Here is a 24,625-nt window from a genome sequence, read left to right as displayed (position 1 = left end):
GCCTTGCATTTCAAAAAACAGGCGCTAAACTGCACGCCCGCGCTTTCAAAAACAGACTACATGACCAAAATTTTATTGATCCGCCACGCCACCACAGACTCAGTGGGCAAACGTTTATCTGGCCGCACGCCGGGTGTTTTCCTGAACGAGGAAGGAGTGGCGCAGGCGCAGCAGCTGGCCCAAAGATTGGCTAATTTTCCCGTTGACGCGCTTTACAGCAGCCCTCTGGAGCGCACCCTGCAGACCGCCGATTTCGTTGCCCAGGCGCAGCAGCTGCAAACCATTCCCATGGAGGATTTCCTGGAGATAAATTTCGGGGAGTGGACCAATTGCACTTTTGAGGAGCTGAGTGGCGACCAGCAATTTCAACGGTTCAATTCCTTCAGAAGCGTGACCCGCATTCCGGGTGGTGAGCTGATGCTGGAGGCGCAAGCCCGTGTCATTGCGGGGCTGCAGAAACTTTGTGCGCAGCACCCACACGGAACGGTGGCGGTGGTAAGCCATTCAGATTTGATCAAAGCCGCGGTGGCCTATTACGCCGGCGTTCATCTGGACATGTTCCAGCGCCTGGAGATCAATCCGGCCTCAGTGAGCATAATTGAAGTTTACGAAGAAACCGCTCGGATTCTGCTAATAAATGACACCGGAGAATTAAAACCTTAAAGCGGTAAATGGAGTAATGCGGGTTAAAGCGGTGGTACAAAGCTTGGCCTACAGGTGAAAACCAGGTAAAACCTTCTTTTAGAGCCCTCAGCCGCGGTCATTTACATTACCCTTGTCTTATCGCATACCATTGATGTTTTCGTTTACGGGCTGTTTTTTGAAAACGGCAAGAGAAAAAGAATTTGTCTTTTACCTGCCTCGGGTCTGTGCCTGCCAAACTACAATTGATGCCAGAACCGAGGTGAATTGAAAACATCTTCTCTCAAAAGCCAAGGCCGATGGGAGACACCACCAGTAGCTTATAACCTAATACTACACTCTTTATTACCCACCCATAAACTCGTGTTACATGCATAATGTCGTAGAAAAAGCAGAAGGAAAACTAGGTTTGTTGATGCCCGGTTTAGGCGCCGTGGCCACCACCCTCATTGCCGGGGTAGAAGCCGTTAAAAAGGATCTGGCGCAGCCGGTTGGTTCCCTCACCCAGATGGGAAGCATCAGGTTAGGAAAACGCACCGAGAACCGGTATCCTAAAATCAAAGAGTTTGTTCCGCTGGCTGATCTGAATGATATTGTTTTCGGGGGCTGGGACGTGTACTCAGACAACGTGTTTGAGGCCGCTATGAAAGCCAAGGTATTGGAGCCCATGATGCTGCACGCCGTGAAAGCCGAGTTAGAAGCCATTAAGCCCATGAAAGCGGTTTTTGACAAGGCCTATATCGCTAACCTGGACGGCGACCACATCAAGGAGGCGGCCACCAAAGCCGAGCTGGCCAAGGCCCTGATGGACGACATTGAGAACTTCAAGGAAGCCAACGACTGCGCCCGCCTGGTGATGGTGTGGTGCGGTTCCACCGAGAAGTACATTGAGGAATCTGAGGTTCACCAAAGTATTGAGGCTTTTGAAGCAGGGCTGCAGAACAATGATCCGGCCATCGCGCCATCAATGATCTACGCCTACGCCGCCATCAAACTGGGCGTGCCGTTCATGAACGGAGCCCCGAACCTTACCTGCGATATCCCTGCGCTGATTGAACTTGCCAAGCAAACCGATACCCCAATTGGAGGTAAGGATTTCAAAACCGGTCAGACGTTGATGAAAACCATCCTGGCCCCAGGTCTGCACGCCCGTGCTTTGGGCGTGAAAGGCTGGTTCTCCTCTAACATCTTAGGTAACCGCGACGGGTTGGTTTTAGACGCGCCCGAGAACTTCAAAACGAAAGAGGTCTCCAAGCTGAGCGTGCTGGACGAGATCTTCCGTCCCGAGTCCAACCCCGAGCTGTACGGCGATATGTACCACAAAGTGCGCATCAACTACTACCCACCCCACGGCGACAACAAAGAGAGCTGGGACAACATTGACATCTTCGGATGGTTAGGCTACCAGATGCAGATCAAGATCAACTTCCTGTGCCGTGACTCCATTTTGGCCGCGCCATTAGTCCTTGACCTGGCCCTGTTCAGTGACCTGGCCAAAAGAGCCGGTATGTCTGGCATCCAGGAATGGTTGTCTTTCTATTTCAAGTCACCGCAAACCGCCGAGGGCCTCAACCCTGAGCACGATATTTTCAAGCAATTGATCAAACTGCAGAATACCCTTCGCCACATGATGGGCGAGGACCTCATCACGCATCTGGGTATGGACTACTACCAGGATCTTGTAGAGGCAATGTAAGCTGATTTTTTACAAGAATCCTGGTTTAGAATTCTAAACCAGGATTCTTGTCTTTATATCTTTTGTCATCCTGGAAGGATCTTGTGGGCCAACTTGAAAAGCAAAAACCAAGCGGTTTTCCCTCTGCCAGCAGGATCGTTCCAGGACGATAAAAACCTGAGTTAAACCTTAACTAATAGCAATAGCTCCTTTGTTTTAAAGCCGTTTTCATGAAATTGGCTTTAAAACAAAGGAGCTATTTTTTTTCCGTAAACGAAGGGAAATACTAAGTAAATTGTAGCCAGGCAAACCACCCGCAACTCTAGAAAAGCAGAAGCCAAATGGACTTTACCACTTTCCAGCAAAGCATCTCCGCGCCAATGCCCCCGGCAGGAGCTTCCGTCTACCTGCAGGCGCTGTGGCATGATGCCCAAAATAACTGGAAAGAAGCACATGAACTGATCCAGGATTTACCGGATAAAAACGCCGCCTGGATTCACGCTTACCTCCACCGCAAAGAAGGTGACCTCTGGAACGCTGATTACTGGTACAATCGCGCGGGCCAAAAAAGGCCCTCCGGCACGTTGCAGGAGGAATGGGAGCAACTGGTGAAAGCGGTCCTTTGATTCACATATTGGGATTTATCATACACGCATTCCGTCTCCCTTTGAAGGGGGTAGGGGGGATGATTACTCGTGCAGGTTACGCATTCCTGATATGTAGGGGCAATCCCTTGTGGTTGCCCTTGCAGGAGAAGCACCATTGAAGTCTCCGCTCTGTAGCAAAGCCAATGGTTCTACAAACGGCCTTGTCATCCCCCTACCCCCTTCCAAGGGGGACGAAATGCGTGCTTGCCTATATCTGCTGTGATTAACAACTCAGTGCTTGGGCCAAACTTCAAGATACTTTCACCACCGCCACAGCTACATCAGTGCGTACTTCCGGGATGGAGAAACTGCAATTGCCATCCTGGGCTTCAACTTGAAACTGTTCCCGCATCTTGCCTTCCAAGGTGTTCCAGGTGGTAATCTGGTAACGGCCATCTTGCAGGCCAGGGATCTGCACTTGTAATGTGAGAACAGAAGCATTGGGATCCATTAAGCGCTTGCGTTGGTAAAGTGCGTCTTTTCTAAGAAGCCAAACCACGCCTTGTCGGTCATCGGCGCAGCCGAACACCGCGAAGGAGGGTTCTGAGACCTTGATCTCCTGGTTCAGGTTCTTGCGCCGGAAAGTGGGCCAATGGATGAGCTCCAGGAAACCGGTCATGTTCTTCTGGGCCACGCGCATGCCGGGCGTGAGAGTATGCGGATGGCGGTTGGGCCAGCGCATGCCGCCGCCGGCTGCGCCAGAGGCCAGGTGCGCCCATTGGATGTGCCGGAAATACTCATCGTCAAACTCGGGGGCAAGGGTGTGCTTTTTGTCTTTGAACAGGTGAATGGGGCCGTGCTCAGAGTCAAAGAAAGGGCGGTTATCGGGGGCGTGTTCCAGGGCCTCGCGTACCAGTTCGCCTACCTTAATGGCCGAGTCTACCGTGTTCTTGGGGTAGTCAATGGTCTTGGCATCATAGAAGTGGGTGCTGGCGAAATCAAGCAAAGGGTGCCGGAAAATGGTATCGGCGGTGTCTGGGTGCGTGTGCAGGATAGGCCCGAAGATAGACACGGTCTGGGGGTGGGAACGGCCGTAGAGGCGCAGTTCCAGTTCGCGCACGTGCTCGCTCAGCTCGGTAGCTACCCGGGAGAAACCCTCTGAATTGTTGCCCATGTGGGCCGGGTGCATCTCGTTCCAGAGGTCCCAGGCAAAGAGCACACCGCTGCCGCCCCAGCGCTCCACCACAAACGTGAGCCGCGCCTTGATAACGGCCATAGTATCTGGGCATAGAAGCCACTGGCCTCGGGTGGCGCAGGGGCCACCCAGGCTTTTGTTGTAAGGGTGGTACTTCCACTTAAGCCACATCCAGAAGGTGTCATAGGGCGTGAGCAGGATGCGGAGGCCGTACTTAGCACAGAGTGCGAAAAGATCGTCCCAGAGTTTGACCATACTAGGGTTGAAAGTACCCGCCGGTTTCTCAAAGTAGCGGTGCTTTACCTGGGCGTATTCCAGCATGAGGCGAAGGCAGGTTACGCCGTGCTCTGCGAGATAGGCCAGGTATTCTTCCACGGCGGCCAGATTCTTCCGGCGGAATAAGCCTTCCAGCTCGGGCCAGGTAATGGCATCGTTCTGGCCCACGGGCGTCCAGGGCTGACCGTCCTCGGTGATAAAATAGGGGGCGTCTGGAGCCACTTGGATCCAGGGCAGGGAAGCGATTTTGAGTGGGTTGGAAATCTTAGAAGCAGGAGCAGGTTTTAAGATGGAGGCTTGACGCATGATTCTTTGCTTGCTATATATCGGTTAATCCTAAGCATAGGAGGGTGTACCCAACTGATGCTTTGGTTTAAAGGTCTTGGGATATGGGACAATATTCTTACCGGCGAAAATAGAATTAGCCCGGCATGGTTTAACGTAAAGAGGAAGGTTGGGGATGATGAATAAATACTGTACTATGATATGGCCAGGTGTTTAGTAGAACAACTGCGTGATCACGAAGGAGATCACCGACACCACAAAGCCCACCATGAAGAAGATGTAGGCAAACCGCAGGCTGGTGTATTTCTTCTGCAGCACCACACCCAGGTGGTAGTTGTCTTTGATCATGCTGCCGTACAGTGTTTTGGGGTTAGACATCATCTCAGTGATGCCTTCTTCATATTCCAGAAGGCTGATGCTGTGGAAATCTCCGAAGAACATGAGGTTAATCTTGTCTTTGCTCAAATCCCGGTTGGGCTGGTCTTTCTTAATGCGGGGCATGGTTACCAGAATAGCCAGCACCATGGTGCAAAGGGAGGTGAAAAGAAACAGGATGGCCGGCACAATGAGCTGGGGTTCCGTGTCCAGTTTCCTGAACAGCACCGACAGCAGGATAGACACAATGATAGAGTTGATGGTAAGCAGAATATGCGCCTTGTTGTCTGCCATGTCACTGAGCCGCATCTGGTTCGCGGCCGTGATCCGGAACATGGTTTCTGTGCCCCGCTGGGTTTTCTGTGCCTTATCTTTTTTCTTTTTTCCTTCAGGGAGTGCACCCTCGTTCACTTCAGCCATTGCGCTGCGGTCTTTTAGTATGGTGGGGATAAACGTAACCGCAGACCTGCAGAAGGCTGAGCTGCCAGAGTTCTTCCGCGGTTACATTTCCCTATACTTAGTTTTGGTGCTGTGGTTGAGATCTAGGGGTAATTTCTTTCGCGGCTCCGTCGATGAGATTGCTTCCCCGGTTTTCGCTATAACGCCTGTAGATGCCGCAGCGCCAGAAAGCACAGAGACACCGAGCCTGAAACGCAGATCTCTCCGTTCAGCACCTTGGGCAGCACTTGGTCCAGCGGCACCCGTACCACCTCAATCTCCTCGGTGACGTCTAAGGCCTGTTCCTGCTCCACGCGTACATTCTGGGCTAGGAAAAGATGGATGCGGCTGGTGTCTTTGGCCGGGTTGTCATGCAGCACGCCCAGCGGCACCATCTCCTGCGTAAGTACGGCGCCGGTTTCTTCCAGCAGTTCGCGGGTGGCGGCGTCCTGGGCCTGTTCCTGGTCTGGGTAGAAGGAGCCGGCGGGCAGCTCCAAGAAAATCTTGCCGGCGGCGTGCTTGTACTGGCGCACAAAAAGCACCTCGTTCGTTTCCGTAATGGGGAAGACATAGGCGCCGTCGGGGCGCTCGCTTACAAAGAAATCATCTACCACGTGGCCGCTGGGCAGTTCCACCTCATCGCGGCGTAGGGTGTACCATTTGTGTTTGAAGGCGATCTGGGAGCTAAGCAATCGCCAGGGGCGGGGGTAAGGCATGACTTTAAACTAAATGAAAACAAAGATGCTCGTTTTTGGCTTTCTTTCCAGAAAGAAAGCCAAAAACGAGCATCTTTTCTGTAAAAGAATTAGCGAGTGAGCGTGCGGTTTTTGCCTTCCACTTTGGCGGCCACGGCCTCTTGCCAGGCTTGCCCGGTAGCCGAGAGCAGCTCAGAACTGTTCCAGGTGTGGGTGCTGTTCTGGTTCTCTGGGTCAGGCTCGCAGAGGTAGATTTCGTGGTCTGGTTTCTGGGTTACTTTCAGGCCGCAGGAGCGCAGCATGGCCTCAATGCAGGCGTGGTTGGGCGCCCACCAGTTGGTGACATCGCCGGCCAGTTTGTGCTCAATAAAAGCCATTTTAGGGTAACCCTGCTCCAGCATCACCTCGCGTTCGTTGAACTCAATATCAGCGGGTATCTCGGCCACTTCCTCGCCGGGCATGGTCAGGGTCTGGAATACCATCAGGCGCGTGGTTTTCTGCGAGAGGATGTCCAGCGACAACAACGGATAACGCAGATGATACATCACGCCCATGTACCAGATAAGATCAAATTTCTCCTGCAGATGGGCCACATCGTACACCTGCATCTGCCGGAACTCCACTTTGTCATCCAGCCCGAACTGCTGTGCAACCCAGGTGGCCTGCCGCAGGTAATGCGGGTCTACGTCAATGCCCAGCACCGAGGCGCCTCTTTTGGCCAGTTCCATGGTGTAAAAACCAGCGTTGCAGCCCACATCCAGCACCCGCCAGCCGCTCAGGTCCTGGGGGATGTATTTTTTGATGTGTTCCCATTTAAAGGACGGGAAATCGCCGAGGCTATGGTTGGGGGCAGTTTGGGTGCCGTCTGGCAGGTGCAGGTTATGAAACCAGGGGCCCAGTTGGGCTATTTCCTGAGTTAGGTCCATAGGGGATGATTGGGTTAGTTTGTGTTCACACGCTTGTACGGAAAACAGGATAGTAAAAGTTATATGTATGTGCGGCCTCTGCTGAAGGATTCTTTAAAGAAGTACATATTCTTTTGCTAGGCACCCAAGACCTTTTGTTTTTGGCTTGTTTTAGGAAAAATAGGCGGGAAATGCAGCGTTTATGGCCGAGTTCCTGTAACTTATGGCAAACTTGTTTTTCAAATAAAAAGCCATTCATACAAACATAATGATCCTGAAAAGAACCCTTACTTTCCTGCTCTGCTTGGCGAGCGTCTCTGCTTTCGCGCAGGACTGGAATAAGAAGAAATGCGCCGTGGTCCTCACTTATGACGATGCCCTCAACACGCACCTGGATAAAGTGATTCCCGCCCTAGACTCCCTGAAACTGAAAGGCACCTTCTATCTCATCGCCTCTTCCCCCGCATTCACCAAGCGCCTGCCCGAGTGGCGCAAGGCCGCTGCCAACAAGCACGAACTCGCCAACCATTCGCTATTCCACCCCTGCGACGGCCGCCAACCCGGCAGAAGCTTTGTGATCCCAGACTATGACCTAGCTACCTACTCCGTGCGCCGCATCACCGATGAGATCAAGATGACCAACGCAGCCCTGGAAGCCGTGGACGGCAAGAAAGAACACACCTTCGCCTATCCCTGCGGTGACACCAAAGTGGCCGGCGTAAACTTTATAGATGGCCTGAAGGGTGACCTGGTAGCGGCCCGCGGCGTGCAGAGCGTCTATGTCCCCCATACGCAGACCGACGTCTACAACGTAGGTTCTTTCATGATCAACGGACAGACCGGCGAGCAACTGATTGAAATGGTGAAGAAGGCCATGGAAACCAACAGCATGGTTGTGTTCCTCTTCCACGGCGTAGGCGGCGAGCACGCCCTCAACGTTTCCCTGGAGGCGCACCGCCAGTTACTGCAGTTCCTGAAGAAGAACGAAAAAGACATCTGGAACACTACCTTCATTGAGGCCGCCAAACACCTGAAGGCAACTGCTTCAGCGAAGAAGTAGTCTGATTATCCTTAACAAAACGGGGCCGACCTTATATTTCTCCTCCAGCTGAAAGAACAATCTTAACTAGCGAGGTTAGGGTTGCAATAAGCCACCACCTTTTCCCTGATTTCCTCCAAGGTCTCTGGTGGAAGACCATCCTTATGGTTGTTTATTCTCAAGACTTCCTTTCTCTTATGATAGAACGTCAAGGTGAGCGGGATTTCTTTCATCTGAAATTTCGTGACGGGCCTGGAGACTTGAAGATTCGTTTCGCTAAAAGGGATTGCCTGTCTTTTTAAATGATTTCCAAACGTATTGGTTTCTATGATGATTTCTTTCCGTTGGGTATCAAAGAAAAGTTGATGTAGTCTCCTTTTACTGTACAGGTCCACCAAGGAGCTCAAGGAAAGTGCCCCCACTACAAAATAATAGCTTTCCCAAACTAGGTCCGTTTTGAACACAAAGTCTATTGCAGGAAGCAATCCATAGACCGGTAAAAAGAACAACCAGTCCTTCAGTACCTTCTTCTTGAGCGCTCGTAAGTCGGTTTTATAGTGAAGCATCCTCGCCTGAAAAGTCTTAGTTAAAATACGCCGCATACTCTTTTGGCATCTCGTCCAACTCTTTCAGCAGGATGTCTTTGTAGTACACCTCGGCGGCTTCGCTTTGGATCTGGATTTTGCCTTTGGTGAGCGGGGTGGCTTTGTCGTTCTCTACGTAGCGGGAGTTCTGCAGCACCATCACCACCTGGCCGTTCACAATGTGCAGGCTTTTGCCTTTGTAGCAGACCAGTTCAATCTGGGTCCAGTCGCCGTTTTTGCTTTCGCGGTTTTCGCTGCGTAGGCACAGCCCGTCTCGGCCCGAGCCCCGCCCGAAGCCCAGGAACGGCTGCTTTGCATCGGCTACGGAGTTCATCATGCCTTCAGGGAGAAACGCCCGGATATCAATGGCAGAGTTGGCGATGCTCCAGTAATCGCCGGTGTGGCCTTCCATGATCTGGAACTCCTGCGAGAGCATCCAGGCGCGCCAGTAATCTTTCCCGCTTTCGCCAATGCTGTGGTACAGCACCCCCGAGTCTTTGAGCAGGTCTTTGCGGGGCTCAAACTTGTTCTGGCCCCATTTGTATTTGAGCTTGAGGTGGTAGTTCTCGTACTCCTGTTTGGTATAGACGCAGCCGTAAATTTCGCCACTCACCTTCAGCATGGGTTCACCTTTTTCCTCCATGTACGTGAACACTGTCTGGCCTTTCTGGTTGTAGCCGATGGGGGCAATCTCCTTGCCCTGCGCATCGGTGGGCACCTTGCCGTTGTACCCCAATTTATGCCGATAACTCAGGTACGTTTCCCACTGCGTGAGATTCTTGTCCAGCAAAGGCGTCCATTCTTTTTTTGGTAAAAACGAAGATAATCCGAGGCAGGTGAAGAGTAAGGTGGTAAACCAGAGAGTCGGTTTTGTTTTCATAGGGCGGCGGGGTTGATAGAATATGGTATCTCGTTTTAAGGGTGTTTTTCAGAAATATGGGCTAAAGTAAGCATAAAAAGAGAAAGCCATCTGCCAGAAAAAGAAGCTCTTGAAAAGCTGCGTTCTGACAGATGGCTTTACTGGCTTATGAGGAAAGTGACTGGCTATTTCTTTGCGTTCAGCTCATCCAGGAGCAGGTAGCGGCCGCGGTTTTTCTCGGTGACGGTTTTAGTGTTCACGTCAATGACCTGGTACTGCGCGGCGTTGCCGGTGGCGATAGGCCATTTGGGCAAACTGCCGCCGTTGGGGTTACCGGTTTTGATAAAGTTGGCGAAGTACTCCTGCATGGTTTTGGAGACTTTGTGATCCTCCGGGGTCCAGGCAAAGACTTTGTTCGTGGCCAGGTTGCCCATGGCGTACTCAATCTCGGCGGAGTGCACGGCACCCGTGGCGGGTGGGGCTTTGGGTGCGTTGGAATCCTTTACCACGCCGCCGGCCAGGCCAGCAGTGGCGTTGCCCATCTCGGGTACCATCTCAGGACGGGGGCGGGAGTACAGGTAACGGTACACGGGTTTGCCGCTGGTTTTGCCGTGCAGGTCAATCCATTTCCAGGTGCTGTAAGCGATGAACCGGTCGCCGGACAAGTCAGTGGCCACTTGCGCGACATCAGCATCAGTAGCGGCGGCATATTGTTTCAGGACCTCCTCGGCGCGGGCGCCATACAGTTTCTGCACCAGCTTGGTGTAGTTTTCCTTGGTGGGCGCATCCTGCCCGAAAAGGGCGCGGTAGGTCATTTCCTCTGAGTTCCAGCCGGCCAGGAGCGGAACCTTGGCTTGCTCACCCGCCGCGAAAACGGCGGCCGGAGATTTAGGGAAGAAGTAGCCGTCCAGGGTGGGTAGGAAACGGCCCATGCCGGGTTTTCCGGCCTCGTTCAGAAGCTGTTTGGCGTCCATGGCCCGCAAGGCTGCCAAAGAAGTAGCCCCGATGCTGGTGGCGAATTTAACGCCGTTCTGCTCGGCCTCGGCCAGCGGAATAGGATCGAGGCCCGAGTTCACCAAAGCCCCACTCTCACCGATAGCGCCCGCCATGAGGTTCTTAGACAACGGAGACGCCATCTGCGCACTCACTGAGATTGACCCCGCCGATTCCCCGGCAATGGTTACCCGGTTTGGATCTCCGCCAAAGGCCGCAATGTTCTCTTTGACCCATCGCAAAGCCGCCGCCTGGTCCAGGAAACCGTAGTTGCCCGAGCCCTTGTAAGGAGAGGCCTGGCTCAGCTCCGGGTGCGCGAAGAACCCAAACACGCCCAATCGGTAATTCACCGTGATGGCCACAATGCCTTTCTGCGCCATGCTCTCGCCGTCATAGCGCGGCTCAGAACCATCGCCGGCGATAAAGCCGCCGCCGTAGAAGTACACCAGCACCGGCAGCTTCTCTTTCCCGGTTTTGGCCGGCGTCCAGACATTGAGGTACAAGCAATCCTCGCTCACCCCGTTGCTCCGGAAATTCATGTCCCCGAACACCGGCAACTGCATGGCCCTCGGCCCGAACTGCGTCGCCTTACGCACGCCCTGCCAGTTCTTCACCGGCTGCGGCTCGCGCCAACGCAACTCGCCCACCGGCGGCGCAGCAAACGGCACCCCCTTGAACGAACGGATGCCGCTTTTCTCCAGGGTGCCTTCCACCAAACCATTGGCGGTTTTTACCTGATTGGCGGCGGAAGTGGAAGCTCCAGAGGTCTTGCTTTTGGTTTGTGCCCATGCGGTGGGTGCCACTAGCACAGCCACGAGGAGCAGGAGGAAGATTTTGTTTAGTCTATGGTTCATAATTTCAAGCGTTATGGCAGATAGTTCTTCTTAGGAATGGCAAGTAACAAGGAAAGGCTGAATTCTTTCACATTTTCAGGAGTTCATTTAGGCGGGTTTCAATACCACCTGAATCTGGGTGAGGGGCGTTAGCATTGGCGATTCTACCTTCTTTGTCAATAAGAGTATAATGGGGAATTCCGTTTATCTTTAACAGTTTCCTTACTTCAAGGCTTTGTTCTTTATTCAAATAAATGATGGTGCCTTTTAGGCCTAGTTTTTTCGCGGCAGCCTCAAACTTACCTCGGTTGTCATCAATATTGACATATACAATCTCCAAGTTCTGGTCCTGATACTTTTCCTTAAGTCGCTTAGTGTAAGGAAAGCTTTGGATACAAGGACCACACCAACTTGCCCAGAAATCTAAATACAAGGTTTTCCCTTTAAGATGGGAAAGGCTCTCCATTAAGGAACCAGTAAGCTGCTCAATTTTTATTTCCTGCTTAGGATTGCCTTTCAGGGCTTTATACTGGTTGTAATATTGGAAAGCCAGGCTCCGGTAGAAGGGGTCTTTGCAATCATTTAAGTACTCTTTAAACAAAGGCTCTGCTGCTGTGGAACCAGTACTCAGAAGGCCTACTACATGGCGCGTTAAGGTGATGTTCTTTACTTCTGGGTGGGTGATAGTGGAGAGGATTTTTCTGTAAAAGAGCTGATTGTAGGAGTCTGATTCCACATCAAAATCTTTCCTACTGTACCACTTTTTCTCTAGTCTCAGTTTAAGGTATACCAGAACACCAATAGCCTTGTTATAATCCAGAGACACCTTGGCAGCGGCGACATCATCTAAGGGAAGCGTGTGCATGAATTGGTAAGCGTCGCTTTGGATAGAATGCCCTGCATTTATATAATCAGACCATAGAAAAGTGTAGAGCGCGTATTTTGTCCTGTAACTGAAGTAGTCACGCTCACATGCCTCCAGTGAAAAAGGCCTAATTAACGCAGGTAACGCAGCCAAGTTTTTCTTCTGCACTTTGAACAAAAAATCCGTGACTTCTTTGGTTTTGGCCGTGTCAAAGCCCTGGCTTTGGGCATACGCTATGCTGTATTTCCCGAGGATGTCATGACTTAAAACTGGCTCCCAGAGATTGTAATCCCCGGTAACACCTTTGTATTTGAGTTTGGCTGAATCCAGGTTGACAGTTAGATCAGAGCCCGGGCACAAGTAGATTTGAGCAAAAGGGAAATCATTAGCGAACAGGGTGAAATTATTAGGTTGATTTAGTTCTGCCTGGATCTCAAACCGACCAGAATCCAGGAGGATTCCTTCAAACTCATCCTGAGCACCCGTCAAGGCGCTTTCCTCGCCTCGTAAGGATATTTTGGAAACATTTACCCCCTTCAGCCTGCCTTTTACCACCGAGATTTGCTGACTGTTTGCTTCTGAGATAGATAAGATAATAAGTAATAGAAGAGATAGGTATTTCATGCAAGCTTTCAGGGTATATTGGGTTGTGGGATAAAATTGTTTAATGCTAGTATAGGTTAATTTATTCTATTGAATTTGGTGTTGTTTTCTGGAAAAGTGAATGCTTGAAACTTGGAGATAAGATATTCTCCCTGCTGATCAAGTTAGGAAATTAAATAAGGAAATACAGGATTTTGCTTCCTTTTGGATTTACAAGAAAGGTCAATTCCAGCTACTTCAGGACAATGTCTCTCTTCCCAATCCAGGTGTTGCTTGAGTTCTTTTTAACTTCTACAATGCCTGTGCCCCCTACGTCTGTAAACAGTGATGCCAGGTATTTATCATTCACCAGGTCATCGTCTCTGAAAACGAAATCACTGATGTAAAAGGGAGCGCCATTCTCTGGTTTTATGGCCGCGTGGATGTGGGCGGGCATGGAATTGTCCGGGTAACGGGCGGGCCTGATGGATTTGATCTCATAAGAACCGTTTTGGTCTGTCTTGCACCAGCCGTGCAGGTGCCCGTGCCATTTCTGGACTCCTGTTTCATTTCCTTTCTTAGAATAATGACCAGTATTGTCGGTCTGGTAGGCGTAGAGGATGGCATTGGTAAGAGGCGTTTTACCGTTCTTTTTGAAAATCCGGCCGGAAATCACCAGCCGTTCCCCGGGCTCTGCCGCACCCGCGATGGTCATGGTGCGGGTGAGTTTCTGGGGCATTTTTAGGAAACAGCATTCGATAGCGGCATCGGGATTGTCGCAGCTGTCAGCAACGGTTTGGACAGCCGCTTTCTCTGGCTGGTGTTGCGTCTGCGAGGAGGAAGATTCACAGGCGGAACCCAGCAAAAGCAACAGGAAGCTACTCACCCAAATGTGCAGTTTTGTTCCCATGATCTTCTTTATACGTGTAAAAACCAAGCGAATCTATTCCTTGCCAAAACAATCAAAGAGGGGAAAAGCTATTTACACCAAGCCGATTAAAGGTGACTGTATAGGTCAGGATTGTGAGGGCATAAAAACGTTTTCGGCCTGCTTTTCTCAAAACAGGCCGAAAACGACATTCACTTACGTTGAAGTAAAAACTAATTTCCCAACTTCATTTCTTCTTTGCCACTCAGGACTTTTGACTCAGAACTCAGGACTTCATAAATATAGCTTTCCAACTCCTGCGCGCGGTGCGCGGCGGTGTGGTGGGCTAGGACTTTCTGGCGGGCGCGTTCAGCGATGGCTGTGCGTTCGTCTTCCGGTAAATGAATCAGGAAATTAAGCGTGTCCTCAGCAGAGTAGGAGACCAGAATCTCCTTGTTGAATTCAAACAGTTCATCCAAGCCGTCCCAGTAATCGGAGATAATGGGCGTACCACAGGCGGCGGCTTCAAAGAGGCGCACGCTGGGCGAGTAACCGGCCTTGATCATATCGGCGCGGGTGATGTTCTGGGTGAAGCGCTGCTGGTTGTAGAACTTCCGGTGCTCGGCGGGCGGCAGGTGGTGGATGTACTCACAGTTCTCGGGCCACTGAATGGTCTCGGGATACTGCGGACCGGCCACTACGAAGGAGCCCAGCGGCCACTCTCGGGCGGCATCCAGCATGAGTTTCTCCAGCGGCGGCTGACGGTCATCTGAGTACGTACCCAGGTAGCCCAGATCCCACGCTTTCTCTTCCTGCGGCTCGGGGAAGTACAACTCCGGGTCAAACGAACAGTACAGCGGACGGGCCATAGGCGAGCCGAACTCCTTCTCCAGTTTCTCCAGCGTAGGTCCGCCGGTGAACGACAAGTACATGTCGTACTGCGGAATGAGGCGGGGGTGCAGGTACTCGTAGTCCTCGCGGGCCAGTTTGGCCAGGGTCACCGGGGTGTCGATGTCATAGAAACCGGTCACACCCTGCGCGGTCTGGATAGCCCATTCGCCTACGGCTACTCCCTCAGGAACGTAAGAACCTACCAGTACGAAATCAGCGGTGCGCACCTGCTCCGTGAAGCGGGTCTGCAAATCTTCCAATGACTGGTAGAGCTCGGTCTGGCAGTATTCAGGATTGGGTAAATCACGGTTAGAGGCGTACCATGGCACATCGCGCTCCAGGAACAGGATGTGGTGGCCCCGGTTGCGCAATTCGCGCACCAAGCCCCTAAACGTGGTAGCATGCCCGTTTCCCCAACTGGAGGTAATGGACAAACCCAGGATAACTATGTTCAACGGTTTTTGACTCATGTGGAAGATGTTAGTATCTAAATGTTAGATGCTAGACTTTTATTTTTTCGCTGGCGCGAGCGTCCCGCTCGTGTCCGCACGCATGGCAGGTCCTCTTTTTGTCATCCTGAAAGGATCTTGTGAGCGAACGGTAGTGGCGTTTCTTAAACGTGTTTCTAGTTCGCCCACAAGATTTTCCCAAGATGACAGGAGAGGTGTGCACCGAATGCTCTCAGGAATGCGTGCGGACACGAGCGGGACGCTCGCGCCAGCGGTTTGGTTAGTTTCCGTTTAGGGGCTGTTTTTAGAAAAGCAGTCCCTAAACGGATTGTGCCTAGGACACTACTTCTTTCGTGTCTGTGGCCGTGATATCAGTTTTGGTGCGGGGCGTGGTGAGCAGCAGTTGCTCCAGTTCATCGGCGCGGTGGTCATAGGTGTGCTTGGCCAGCACTTTCTGGTACGCAGCTTCGCCGATGGCTTTGGCGCGTTCTGGCGTTAAACCTTGTAACAACTCGGCTACTTCGGTACCGTCTTTGGCCACCAGAATCTCCGTTTCCGGCTCGAAGAAGAAGTCGATGCCTTCCCAGTAATCGGTGATGATGCAGGCTCCGGCACCTGCGGCCTCGAACACGCGGGTGGCGGGGGAGAAGCCGTAACGGGCCATGCTCTCGCGGCTGATGTTCAACACTGCCTTTGGTGTGCAGTTGAAGGCGTTGTGCTCCTTGGTGTACACGTGCCCGATGTAGTTCACGTTGGCGCTCATGGGTTTGTCGCCCCAGCCACTGCCACCGATGATGAATTGCTGCTCGGGTAGTTGCGCGGCTACTTCCAGGAAGAACTGCTCTACGCGCGCTTCGCGGTCGGGTAGGCGGTTGCCTAAGAAGGCGAGGTCGCATTGGAAACGCTCCTCAGGCTCCACTGGGTAATGCGTGGCCGTGTCTAAGGCGTTGTAGATCGGAACGCATTTCTTCGCACCTAATTTGGCGTACGCGTTGATGACCGGGTCGCCGCCGCCGTAGGTCAGAATGAGGTCATATTGCGGAACATGGGCTCTAAACGGGTCGGCGGGGTCGTTCTCTACGCGGTCCAGGGTTGCGGGCGCGTCTACGTCCCAGAAAATCACCAGGCGGTTCTCCGACTGCAGTTTCAGCACCTCGGCTTCCAGCAATTCATCAAACACGCCCACGCCGCTGGCTTTCACCACCACATCGGCGGAGGTGGCGTCTTCCAGGGCTTTGTACACGGCTTCCTCGGTGGCCTGATACACGACTACTTTGGCGTACTCGGGGTCAGGGATGTCGCGGTTTTCCTGGCGCTGGTAGGCATCGGGTTCATAGAAAGTAACCTGGTGGCCGCGCGCGTGCAGGGCCCGCACGATGCCGCGGTAGTAGGTGGCGGCCCCGTTCCAGTACGCGGAAACCAGACTAGAACCGAAGAAGGCGATATTGAGCTTTTTATTCTGCATGGGTCACAGGGGATTTTGAGGATGGATAGATTTTTTCGGGCGCGATGCCCAGTTCTTCGCAGATTTCCTCCAGCTCGTTCACGCGGTGCGAGCAGGAGTGCCTGCGGTTGATGGTGCGCAGTCCGTCGGCAACCATGTCCTGGGTGCGGCGGGTGTCTTTAAGTACGCTTTGGAGGTGTTTTTTCATTTCCTCGCCGTTTTTGGCCACCAGGAAATCCTCGCCCGGGGTGAACAGACCTTCAGCATCTTCCCAAGGCGCGGTAATCAACGGGATACCGCAAGCCAGCGCCTCAAACGGACGGATGGTAGGAATGCCGGGCAGCGCCTCTACGTACGGACGACGCGGCACGTGCACCGTCACTTTGTACTTGGCGAACACCTCGGGAGCTTTGTAGTTGGGCAGCCACTCGCCGTATTCAATTCCGGCCTCGGCTAGTGATTTGATGGCGTGAACTGGGTAACGAACGCCGTAGACTTTGGCTTTCAGGCCGAGTTCTTTCACCGGGTTCAGCAGGAATTCGTGCAGTTCGGCGGTGCGCTCTTCGTCGCCCCAGTTGCCAATCCAGACTAAATCGCCTTCCTTCTCGGTAGCCGTGCGCGGATAGAAAATGCGGGTGTCGGCGGCTTCGTGCCAGGTCCAGGCTTTCTTTGCCCAGCCTTCGTTCAGGTACAGTTCCTTGATCACATTCCCGAAGGCCAGTACGCCATCGTAGTGGCTAAGGTCATAAGCGGCCATGCTCTCGCGCTCAGTCACAGCCCGGTGATGGGTGTCATGGAAGAGCAGGCGGTAGTTGTTTTTGCTGCGGTGCTCGCCCACCAGGCGCACTAGGTCATGGTCGTTCCATTCGTGCACCAGCACCAGATCGGCACCGGCCAGTACCTCGTCTAGATTGAGGGTGTCCAGCTCGTAGAAATTGGTGTCCAGGCCCGGGTAGTATTGGTGAAGTTCCTCAATTTTTTCCTCTCCGTACTGTGAGATGAGGTTGCTGAGGCTCCAGCCGTCTTTAGGTTCGTAGACCTGCACGTCATGGCCTCGGCTTTTGAGTTCCTGCACAATACCGCGCAGGAAGTGGGCATTGCCGTGGTTCCAGTCTGAGAGCAGGGAGTGGTAGAATAATACCAGTTTCATAGTTTTTAGTTAGATGCTAGTAGTTGGATACTAGTATTTTGGTTTCGTTTTGTTTGTAGGGGCAATCCCTTGTGGTTGCCCTTTCACGTTTGCACCGCATTAGGGCAACCACAAGGGATTGCCCCTACATTTTTTTCTCTGGTTCAAGTCTGTAACTTGGACCTAAAATGGTGGCAGTTTGTAACTGCCGTGGGGCTTTTTGCTCTTCAGCAAATCATTTGAACAGCAGCGTGTGTTTTGAGGCTGTTGCCTCACTGAAGTTGCAAACTTCAGGTCATGTTGGGTCCAAGTTGAAAACTTGAACCAGTAGTTAGATTTACAACGTCTCCACCTGATCAGGCGCTTTAGGCTTCACGCGAGTGGGCAGGGTGGCGTAGGCTTGCAGGTATTCCTGGGCCATGAGCGCGGTGGTATAGTCTTGCGCTTTCTTCACCGCCCGGCAAGCCATGATGTTGCGCAGAAATTCATCGTCAATGAACTTGTTGATGATGGTGGTCAATCCTTCCACGTCGTTGGTGTCCACGTATTCCGCTGAGGTGCCCCAGATTTCCTTGAGGCTATTGATTTTGCCCAGCACCAGCGCGCAGCCCGAGAAAGCGGCTTCCAGAATAGATAAACCGAACGGCTCATACTTGGCGGGCAGCACGTACAGAGAGGCCCGGGAAAGCCAATCAGCTACTTCGCGCTGGGAGAGTTTGCCCAGGAAATGCACGTTCTTGAACAGCTTGCTGTCGCCGGTTGCCGGATGCACGGCATCTCCGGCGATGTAAATGGGCCAGTCCACAGCATCGGCTACCTGGGTGAGCAGGGCGATGTTCTTGGCTTCGTCCCACACGCGGCCCATGCTGAAAATGAACGGTTCTTTGCGCCCGAAGTGGAAGGCGTGCGGGTCGCGGCCGTTGTTTATGACCTGTTTTTGAGAAAACTGCCCATAAACGGTTTCGGCCTCATCCAACATGGCTTGGGTAGGCGCAATTACCAAATCAGCGGCGTGTAGACCATCGCGTACACGTTCAAAGTAGTAGTGTCTGTCTGCCGGGGCGTTCTCGCCTTTCATGGCACGCCACCAGGTCTGCACGCAGGAGTGGATGACCATGAGCACCGGTTTGTTCCAGGGCAAATGGCCGTGGCAAAAGTTGTTCAGGTGGATGAGGTCTGGGTTGAGCTGTTCGTTCAACTCTAGAAGCCATTGACCCGCCAGGTCTACCTCGGTCCAGGGGTTGTCCATCCACTCCAGCTGGTACTCGCTCTCGTACACCGTCACGTTGGTGAGCGCCGCCAGTTCCTGCCGTTGCTGCAGGGTGATGGCCGCGCCCATGGTGGCCAGGTAAAAGTGCACGTTGTAAGGCGCCATCGCGCGGATGAGCTCCAGACTGTAGGTCCAGACGCCGCCCACGCTGTCGGTGGTCATGAGTACGCGCCGATGCGGTTTATCTACCATAAATTTTGTCTAGTACTTCTGCTACTTTCACAAACTGCTCGGCTTCTTCGCTGAACTTCTCGCCGTTGGCGACGCGCTGCGCCCATTCCACACCGGCCCGTCCGCCCCAGGCATCTGGCGGCGAAACCAGCGTCTCGGTTTGGGTGCCCCAGAAGCGCTCGGCCACGAAGTCATAGAAAGAGCCGTTCACGTTTTTGAAGGCCGCGCCGCCTTTGGTGCCGTAGAAAGTGGCGCTGATGATGGCTTCCTGCCCAGCGGGCAAGTTCCAGGAGCAAGTCAACTGCACATGCGGACCAGTCGCTAACTGAATGCTGGCGGTGGCGTAATCTTCCACGGTATCTTCGGAAGACGTCATGCGTTTGCCTTTGGAGAAGAGGCTGCTGGTTACAGTTTCCACTTCGGGGAAGTCTAAGGTCCAGAGCGCTAAATCTACTAGGTGCACACCCAGGTCAATCACGCAGCCGCCGCCGGAGAGTTTGGGGTCATAGAACCAGGGCTTGTCGGGGCCATAGGCGTTGTGGAAGACCAACTCCACGCCGTAGATGTCACCCAATTCCCCGGATTTCACCAGTTCGTAGACTTTGCGCATGGCCACGGTGCTGCGGTAGGAGAGGTCCACGCCTAGCAGGGTATCAGCTTTGCGCGCCGCTTCCACTACGCGTCTTGTTTCCTCCGCAAAACGGCCTAAAGGTTTCTGGCAGAAAACGGCTTTCCCACTTTCCAAGGCCTGAATGGATTGGTCGGCATGGAACGCACTGGGCGTGGCAATCACTACGCCGTCTATTTCATCAGTCAGTAAGTCTTCGATGGTGTTGCCCACTTTGGCGGTTGGAGCGGTTTTCTGCGCTTCCTCCACGTTTTGCGGTGCCGGGTCCACCACGGCGGTCACCTCAGCCACGCCAGCATTGGCAATGGCTTCCATGCGGTTCCGGCCAATCCAGCCGATTCCTAGGAAGCCTAATTTCAACGTATCGGTAGGAGCAACGGTGGGGGCTGCTGCTTCTTGGGTGGGTTCTAGTAAAGTATCTTCAGCCATAGGTTGAAAGGGTTTGTTTCCAGGTTGTTCAGCTTCTTTGTAGAAGCAAAAGGTTTCCCACCTGTTTTTGGAAAAAGAGGTGGGAAACGGGTTGGTGTCTTGTGGTGAGCGTCCCCCTTTGAAGGGGGTAGGGGGATGATTACTCGTGTTGAGTAAATCATCCCCATTTTCGTTTTTTTAGTCTCTTGCTAGTAGCCGGAGCTAGTTGAATCTTGAGCGGCTTTGTCATCCCCTACCCCCTTCAAAGGGGGACGGAATGCGTGCCATTCAGTAAATGTTACATCGTCACAATCGCCTTCATAAACCCGTCTGGGCGGTCAGTCAAGGCGGCAAATGCCTCGTCCATTTTCTCCAGCGGGAAGGTGTGGGTGTAGAGCATCTCGGGTTTCAGGCGGCCGCTTTCCACAGCTTCAACCGCTTCTTTGATGCCGTCTAAGTACATCTGTGGGTCACGCTCGTGGGCGTTGATGACGTCCAGGCCGCGCCAGTTCCAGAGTTGGAGGTTCACCTGGCGCATGCCGTCCTGGTGGAAACCGGCGATGATGAGGCGGCCACGCTCTTTGCACAGTTCGCCGGCCAGGTTCAGCGGCCATTCTTTGCCGGTGCACTCAATCACGCGGTCGCAGAACACTTCGCCGGTGAGTTCTTTCACGCGCTCAATGATTTTGTAGTGATCATCCATGGGGATGATTTCATCGGCGCCGCATTGCTGGGCGATGTCCAGAGAGAACGGACGCTGGGAGATGGCAATAACCTTGGCGCCCGCCTCTTTGGCTAATTGTACCAACAAAGCCCCCAGAAACCCGATGCCCAGAATGGCCACGGTCTGTCCGGCTTTGATATCAGAGCGTTTGAAGATGTTCATGGCGCAGCCCAGGGGCTCACCGGGGAACGGTTTGCCCGCTAGTGACTCCGGTAACTTCACCACCGAGGTGGCTTCGGCTACGTCATAGGCGGCGTAGGAATTATAAGATAGGGCGGCTACGCGGTCGCCTACGTTCAGGTCTTTCACCTCAGCGCCCACGGCGTCAATGACTCCCCAGCCTTCGTGGCCCGGATTGCCGGCCGGAATAGGGTAGGAGAACCACTCGCGGCCTTCCCACACGGGAATATTGGAGGCACATAGCCCGCAGCCTTCCAGCTTGATGCGCACTTGAGTGGTGCTTGGTTCTGGCAGCGCCACCTCCTGGATTTCTACTTGTTTAGGAGCGGTAATCACCGCTGAGGCCATGGTGGTGGCAGCGGCGGTATCAAGGGTTTCTTGGAATAGGTCGGTTTGCATGATAGGGTATTAAGCTACTGCTACGTTATCGGTTTCTTGTTCCACAGCGACGGGAGCTTTCAAAGACACTTCAATGCCTCTGGTCTCGCAGAGCCATTGATAGAGTTTGGCCACGCCTTCCTGCACGCTGTTTTTAGGGTACCAGCCGGTGGCCTCGTGGAACTTCCGGATGTCAGACACATAATAGTGCTGGTCGCCGGGACGCCAATCTCCAAAACTCAGGTTTACTTTCTTGCCGCGGTAGTTTCCAATCAAGTCCAGCAATTCCAACAAACTGGTGGTGTTTTTCACACCGCCGCCAATGTTGAACGCTTGCCCGGATAGGTCTTTCATGTTCTCCTGCGCGAGCAAAAACGCATCAACTAAGTCTTCCACAAACAAGATGTCACGCACCTGCTTGCCGTCGCCGTAAATGCTGATGGCCTTGTTCTCAATGGCTCGGATGGCGAAGTGCGCCACCCAGCCCTGGTCTTCGTTGCCGTATTGGTGCGGACCGTAGATGCAGCTCATCCGGAACACCACGGCCGGGATGCCATAGGTTCGGGCGTAATCTACCACGTATTGGTCAGCAGCGCCTTTAGAGCAGCCGTACGGGCTGTGGAAATCCAGGGGACGGGCCTCTGAGATACCGTTGGCTTTGATATGCTTGTCTGACGGGTTATAACGTGTGCCGTTCGGGATGAAGCGCAAATCTTCCAGGCCGCCGTATACTTTATTCGTAGACGTGAACACCAGCGGCGGCGGATTATCCTGCGCCCGGATGGCTTCCAGCACGTTCACCACGCCACGGGCGTTGATTTCAAAATCCTGAATAGGGCCGGTGAGCGAAGTAGTTACTGCTACCTGCGCCGCGAAATGGTAGACCTCGTTGGCGTACTTCATCACGCGTTTTACCGCCTGCAGATCACGGATATCGCCTACGTACACTTCCAGCCTATCACCGTAGTTCTGGTGCAGCCACTGCAGGTTGCGCTCCACGCCGGTGCGGGAAAGGTTATCGAAAATGAGCACGCGCTTGCCTTGTTCCAGCAAGCGTTTGGCCAGGTTGGTGCCCACGAATCCGGCGCCGCCGGTTACCACGGAGTAGCGCTCCTGGTCAGAGAAATCTTCTTTCCGGCGGATGAAAGAGAACTTGTCCAGTCCATCCAAGCCGTTTTCAGTCCATAATCTGTAAAGCAGTTTAGGGCTGCCGTCCACGTTCTTTAACCCGAAGTGGTATTTCCGCTCATCGGCATGAAACTCTTCTGAGCTGTTCATATCCAAATCCTGCACGCTTGACCAAAAGATTTTGGTCACGGGCGCTTTGCACACTTTACGGAACTCCTGGAACTGCTTGAGTTCATCGTGCTGCCAGGTAGAGAAACCAGCTTCGGTTATCCAGATTTCGGCTTTTGAACCCGTGTTGCTCAGCACTTCGCGCACGCGCTGGATGTTGGCGTCCCAGCCTTCCCACTCGAGGTCAAAGACATCGGGGAACCCGTGGATTCCTACCGAGTCAATGTGCTCCAGCACCCCGCGGTTATACATCAATTGCAGCCAGTTGGGGTCAATGGGACTCATGCCGCCCAGCACGGTTTTCTTGCCGCGTTGCTTGACTACCTGAGCGGCCACGGCAATCATCTGGGAGAACGTATTCCAGTTCTGGTCCAGCGTGTAGTCGTAGTGGGTTTTGTTGTTGGGCTCGTTCCAGAGTTCAACCCACTCAAAGTGAGTGCCTAGGTCCACTAACACGGTGTCCAGGAACTCGGCAAAAGCAGTAGGGTTTTGCGGCGGGGCAGAGGTCTTGGGAGCTACCGCCAAAGAAACCGGAGTCTCATGAAAGCAAGGTAATACCTGTACTTGTTTGGCTAAGGTTGGGATGAGCCAGTTGTACCAGGCCTTGCCTTCCTCAGTGGAATAGGCGGCCCAGGAGATGCCAGTGCGCAGTTCCGTGACGCCCAACTCCTTTACCTCCGCCAGAACGGTTTCTACGCGGGCGTGCTCACCAGGCTGGAACCATTGTACCAAGCCGATGGTGGGGGCGGCCAGGGGGGTATGTTTAGGATGTGTTTTGGCGATTCTTGTCATACGGTTTTAAGCTTCTTTTTAGGAAAACAGGTCAGAAACGCAGCGCCTAGACGGTTAAGCCCCGGGAGGCTAACTCGGCGCTCGCCTCATTGACGCGGTCGTACGCAATCTGTCCCTCCAGCCAATCGGCCAGCTCAGTTAAACCGCTGTTGAATTCTACTTGTGGATAAAAGCCCAATACTTCTTTGGCCAGGCTGATGTCTGCGTAGCAGTGGCGGATGTCGCCTACCCGGTACTTACCGGTAATCTCAGGGGTTAATTCCTGTTTGCCCATGACCTCGGCCAGACGCTCACCAATCTCTCTAATGGTGTAGTTGTTGCCGCTGCCTACGTTGAAGACCTGCCCGTTGGCTTCTTCTTTTTCCATGGCCAGGCGGCAGGCCAATGCCACATCGCGCACATGCACGAAATCGCGCTGCTGGTTGCCGTCCTCGAAAATCATGGGGGCGTTGTTGTTGAGGAAGCGTGAGGCGAAGATGGCCAGCACGCCGGTGTACGGATTGGAAAGCGCCTGCCGCGTGCCGTACACGTTGAAGAAGCGCATGGCCACCGTAGGAATATTATAAGCACGGCCCACCATCAGGCAAAGACGCTCCTGGTCGTATTTAGAAAGCGCGTAAACGGATGACAAGCACGGGATCTTAGACTCTGGTGTAGCCACCGGCGTCAGCACATCGCCTTGCTCGCTTTTCAGTTCCCAGTCACCGGCTTTGAGTTGCTCCAGGCCACGCTCGGCGGCAATCACTTTCTCGCCGGTGGCGGAGGTGTACAGCCCTTCGCCGTAAATGCTCATGCTGGAAGCCACCACCAATTTGCTTACCGGTTTCTCAATCAGGCACTCCAACAGTACGGCGGTTCCGATGTTGTTCACATCGGTATATTCTTTGATTTCATACATGCTCTGGCCCACACCCACCATGGCGGCGAAATGGAACACGGCATCTACGCCTTCCAGGGCTTTCAGCACGGCGGCTTTGTCGCGCACATCGCCCACCTGTAGTTCAACGGCGGGATTCAGGTACTCCGGGCGCTCGCAGTCTTTGCCGTGTACCTGCTCAGAAAGGTTATCCAGGGCGCGTACCTCATATCCGAAGTTAATCAGTTCATCTGCCAGGTGCGATCCAATAAAGCCTGCACCGCCCGTTATCAATACTTTCTTTTTCATAGTT

Annotated in this window: 21 protein-coding genes; 4 read left to right on the top strand and 17 right to left on the bottom strand. The window is 53.3% G+C overall.

Features of this window, described 5'->3' with window-relative positions; translation table 11 throughout:
• Positions 1-60 precede the first annotated feature (60 nt).
• The 3 genes from J3P34_RS07990 (at position 61) to J3P34_RS07980 (ending at position 2,943) form a co-directional block, all read left to right on the top strand.
• Positions 61-663, top strand: coding sequence for a histidine phosphatase family protein (locus tag J3P34_RS07990; protein ID WP_210487708.1), 603 nt, complete (start codon positions 61-63; stop codon positions 661-663).
• 349 nt (positions 664-1,012) lie between these two features.
• On the top strand, positions 1,013-2,338 hold the full coding sequence (locus tag J3P34_RS07985) for an inositol-3-phosphate synthase (protein ID WP_210487706.1): 1,326 nt from the start codon (positions 1,013-1,015) through the stop codon (positions 2,336-2,338).
• Positions 2,339-2,658: 320 nt separating this feature from the next.
• Entirely contained in the window at positions 2,659-2,943 is a 285-nt protein-coding gene (locus J3P34_RS07980) for a hypothetical protein (protein WP_210487703.1), read from the top strand.
• 271 nt (positions 2,944-3,214) lie between these two features.
• On the opposite strand, the gene J3P34_RS07975 is transcribed toward J3P34_RS07980, so the two are convergent.
• The 4 genes from J3P34_RS07975 to J3P34_RS07960 all read right to left on the bottom strand — a co-directional run bounded on the left by J3P34_RS07975 (position 3,215) and on the right by J3P34_RS07960 (position 7,094).
• On the bottom strand, positions 3,215-4,681 hold the full coding sequence (locus J3P34_RS07975) for a glycoside hydrolase 5 family protein (RefSeq protein ID WP_246853594.1): 1,467 nt from the start codon (positions 4,679-4,681) through the stop codon (positions 3,215-3,217).
• Positions 4,682-4,873: 192 nt separating this feature from the next.
• Complete coding sequence (locus tag J3P34_RS07970) at positions 4,874-5,371, bottom strand: Pycsar system effector family protein (RefSeq protein ID WP_210463591.1); 498 nt, start codon at positions 5,369-5,371, stop codon at positions 4,874-4,876.
• 260 nt (positions 5,372-5,631) lie between these two features.
• Positions 5,632-6,189 carry an NUDIX hydrolase gene (locus J3P34_RS07965; protein ID WP_210487701.1) on the bottom strand — a complete coding sequence of 186 codons (558 nt, stop codon included), beginning with the start codon at positions 6,187-6,189 and terminating at the stop codon, positions 5,632-5,634.
• Positions 6,190-6,278: 89 nt separating this feature from the next.
• A complete protein-coding gene (locus tag J3P34_RS07960) occupies positions 6,279-7,094 on the bottom strand; it encodes a TIGR04290 family methyltransferase (protein ID WP_210487700.1) in 816 nt (271 codons plus the stop codon).
• Between the two features lie 247 nt (positions 7,095-7,341).
• On the opposite strand from J3P34_RS07960, the gene J3P34_RS07955 reads away from it, so the two are divergent.
• Complete coding sequence (locus J3P34_RS07955; RefSeq protein ID WP_210487699.1) at positions 7,342-8,133, top strand: polysaccharide deacetylase family protein; 792 nt, start codon at positions 7,342-7,344, stop codon at positions 8,131-8,133.
• A gap of 62 nt (positions 8,134-8,195) precedes the next feature.
• On the opposite strand, the gene J3P34_RS07950 is transcribed toward J3P34_RS07955, so the two are convergent.
• The 13 genes from J3P34_RS07950 to J3P34_RS07890 form a co-directional block, all read right to left on the bottom strand.
• Complete coding sequence (locus tag J3P34_RS07950) at positions 8,196-8,714, bottom strand: hypothetical protein (RefSeq protein WP_210487698.1); 519 nt, start codon at positions 8,712-8,714, stop codon at positions 8,196-8,198.
• Positions 8,695-9,576 (bottom strand): 3-keto-disaccharide hydrolase, encoded by an 882-nt coding sequence (locus J3P34_RS07945; RefSeq protein ID WP_210487697.1) that lies wholly within the window; start codon positions 9,574-9,576, stop codon positions 8,695-8,697. The genes J3P34_RS07950 and J3P34_RS07945 overlap by 20 nt, the downstream gene beginning before the upstream one ends.
• A gap of 164 nt (positions 9,577-9,740) precedes the next feature.
• On the bottom strand, positions 9,741-11,402 hold the full coding sequence (locus J3P34_RS07940; RefSeq protein ID WP_210487696.1) for a carboxylesterase/lipase family protein: 1,662 nt from the start codon (positions 11,400-11,402) through the stop codon (positions 9,741-9,743).
• A gap of 67 nt (positions 11,403-11,469) precedes the next feature.
• Positions 11,470-12,870: a TlpA family protein disulfide reductase gene (locus tag J3P34_RS07935; protein WP_210487695.1), complete on the bottom strand. Its 1,401-nt coding sequence runs from the start codon at positions 12,868-12,870 to the stop codon at positions 11,470-11,472.
• A gap of 211 nt (positions 12,871-13,081) precedes the next feature.
• Positions 13,082-13,738 (bottom strand): dioxygenase family protein, encoded by a 657-nt coding sequence (locus J3P34_RS07930; RefSeq protein ID WP_210487693.1) that lies wholly within the window; start codon positions 13,736-13,738, stop codon positions 13,082-13,084.
• A 191-nt stretch (positions 13,739-13,929) separates the two neighbouring features.
• Complete coding sequence (locus tag J3P34_RS07925) at positions 13,930-15,057, bottom strand: CgeB family protein (protein ID WP_246853593.1); 1,128 nt, start codon at positions 15,055-15,057, stop codon at positions 13,930-13,932.
• A gap of 313 nt (positions 15,058-15,370) precedes the next feature.
• On the bottom strand, positions 15,371-16,501 hold the full coding sequence (locus J3P34_RS07920; RefSeq protein ID WP_210487692.1) for a CgeB family protein: 1,131 nt from the start codon (positions 16,499-16,501) through the stop codon (positions 15,371-15,373).
• Positions 16,491-17,630: a CgeB family protein gene (locus J3P34_RS07915; protein ID WP_210487691.1), complete on the bottom strand. Its 1,140-nt coding sequence runs from the start codon at positions 17,628-17,630 to the stop codon at positions 16,491-16,493. The genes J3P34_RS07920 and J3P34_RS07915 overlap by 11 nt, the downstream gene beginning before the upstream one ends.
• A gap of 316 nt (positions 17,631-17,946) precedes the next feature.
• On the bottom strand, positions 17,947-19,071 hold the full coding sequence (locus tag J3P34_RS07910; protein WP_246853592.1) for a glycosyltransferase: 1,125 nt from the start codon (positions 19,069-19,071) through the stop codon (positions 17,947-17,949).
• Positions 19,061-20,107: a Gfo/Idh/MocA family protein gene (locus J3P34_RS07905; protein WP_210487689.1), complete on the bottom strand. Its 1,047-nt coding sequence runs from the start codon at positions 20,105-20,107 to the stop codon at positions 19,061-19,063. Before J3P34_RS07905 ends, J3P34_RS07910 begins: the two co-directional genes overlap by 11 nt.
• 277 nt (positions 20,108-20,384) lie before the next feature.
• The gene (locus J3P34_RS07900; protein ID WP_210487688.1) at positions 20,385-21,389 is read right to left on the bottom strand and encodes an MDR/zinc-dependent alcohol dehydrogenase-like family protein; all 1,005 of its coding nucleotides are present in this window, start codon (positions 21,387-21,389) and stop codon (positions 20,385-20,387) included.
• Between the two features lie 9 nt (positions 21,390-21,398).
• The gene (locus J3P34_RS07895) at positions 21,399-23,456 is read right to left on the bottom strand and encodes an SDR family NAD(P)-dependent oxidoreductase (protein ID WP_210487687.1); all 2,058 of its coding nucleotides are present in this window, start codon (positions 23,454-23,456) and stop codon (positions 21,399-21,401) included.
• 46 nt (positions 23,457-23,502) lie between these two features.
• Positions 23,503-24,621, bottom strand: coding sequence for an NAD-dependent epimerase/dehydratase family protein (locus J3P34_RS07890; protein ID WP_210487686.1), 1,119 nt, complete (start codon positions 24,619-24,621; stop codon positions 23,503-23,505).
• Positions 24,622-24,625: the final 4 nt, after the last annotated feature.

This window comes from Rufibacter aurantiacus (genome assembly GCF_017916345.1).
Lineage (GTDB): Bacteria > Bacteroidota > Bacteroidia > Cytophagales > Hymenobacteraceae > Nibribacter > Nibribacter roseolus.
This window is presented reverse-complemented; position numbering and strand designations above follow the sequence as displayed.

What these genes read in the sequence shown, in the direction of transcription:
- J3P34_RS07935 (WP_210487695.1), bottom strand. Translation starts at nt 12,870, where the DNA reads ATGAAATACCTATCTCTTCTATTACTTATTATCTTATCTATCTCAGAA.
- J3P34_RS07985 (WP_210487706.1), top strand. Translation starts at nt 1,013, where the DNA reads ATGCATAATGTCGTAGAAAAAGCAGAAGGAAAACTAGGTTTGTTGATG.
- J3P34_RS07990 (WP_210487708.1), top strand. Translation starts at nt 61, where the DNA reads ATGACCAAAATTTTATTGATCCGCCACGCCACCACAGACTCAGTGGGC.
- J3P34_RS07920 (WP_210487692.1), bottom strand. Translation starts at nt 16,501, where the DNA reads ATGCAGAATAAAAAGCTCAATATCGCCTTCTTCGGTTCTAGTCTGGTT.
- J3P34_RS07905 (WP_210487689.1), bottom strand. Translation starts at nt 20,107, where the DNA reads ATGGCTGAAGATACTTTACTAGAACCCACCCAAGAAGCAGCAGCCCCC.
- J3P34_RS07940 (WP_210487696.1), bottom strand. Translation starts at nt 11,402, where the DNA reads ATGAACCATAGACTAAACAAAATCTTCCTCCTGCTCCTCGTGGCTGTG.
- J3P34_RS07960 (WP_210487700.1), bottom strand. Translation starts at nt 7,094, where the DNA reads ATGGACCTAACTCAGGAAATAGCCCAACTGGGCCCCTGGTTTCATAAC.
- J3P34_RS07930 (WP_210487693.1), bottom strand. Translation starts at nt 13,738, where the DNA reads ATGGGAACAAAACTGCACATTTGGGTGAGTAGCTTCCTGTTGCTTTTG.
- J3P34_RS07970 (WP_210463591.1), bottom strand. Translation starts at nt 5,371, where the DNA reads ATGTTCCGGATCACGGCCGCGAACCAGATGCGGCTCAGTGACATGGCA.
- J3P34_RS07950 (WP_210487698.1), bottom strand. Translation starts at nt 8,714, where the DNA reads ATGCGGCGTATTTTAACTAAGACTTTTCAGGCGAGGATGCTTCACTAT.
- J3P34_RS07945 (WP_210487697.1), bottom strand. Translation starts at nt 9,576, where the DNA reads ATGAAAACAAAACCGACTCTCTGGTTTACCACCTTACTCTTCACCTGC.
- J3P34_RS07980 (WP_210487703.1), top strand. Translation starts at nt 2,659, where the DNA reads ATGGACTTTACCACTTTCCAGCAAAGCATCTCCGCGCCAATGCCCCCG.
- J3P34_RS07890 (WP_210487686.1), bottom strand. Translation starts at nt 24,621, where the DNA reads ATGAAAAAGAAAGTATTGATAACGGGCGGTGCAGGCTTTATTGGATCG.
- J3P34_RS07975 (WP_246853594.1), bottom strand. Translation starts at nt 4,681, where the DNA reads ATGCGTCAAGCCTCCATCTTAAAACCTGCTCCTGCTTCTAAGATTTCC.
- J3P34_RS07965 (WP_210487701.1), bottom strand. Translation starts at nt 6,189, where the DNA reads ATGCCTTACCCCCGCCCCTGGCGATTGCTTAGCTCCCAGATCGCCTTC.
- J3P34_RS07910 (WP_246853592.1), bottom strand. Translation starts at nt 19,071, where the DNA reads ATGGTAGATAAACCGCATCGGCGCGTACTCATGACCACCGACAGCGTG.
- J3P34_RS07955 (WP_210487699.1), top strand. Translation starts at nt 7,342, where the DNA reads ATGATCCTGAAAAGAACCCTTACTTTCCTGCTCTGCTTGGCGAGCGTC.
- J3P34_RS07895 (WP_210487687.1), bottom strand. Translation starts at nt 23,456, where the DNA reads ATGACAAGAATCGCCAAAACACATCCTAAACATACCCCCCTGGCCGCC.
- J3P34_RS07925 (WP_246853593.1), bottom strand. Translation starts at nt 15,057, where the DNA reads ATGAGTCAAAAACCGTTGAACATAGTTATCCTGGGTTTGTCCATTACC.
- J3P34_RS07900 (WP_210487688.1), bottom strand. Translation starts at nt 21,389, where the DNA reads ATGCAAACCGACCTATTCCAAGAAACCCTTGATACCGCCGCTGCCACC.
- J3P34_RS07915 (WP_210487691.1), bottom strand. Translation starts at nt 17,630, where the DNA reads ATGAAACTGGTATTATTCTACCACTCCCTGCTCTCAGACTGGAACCAC.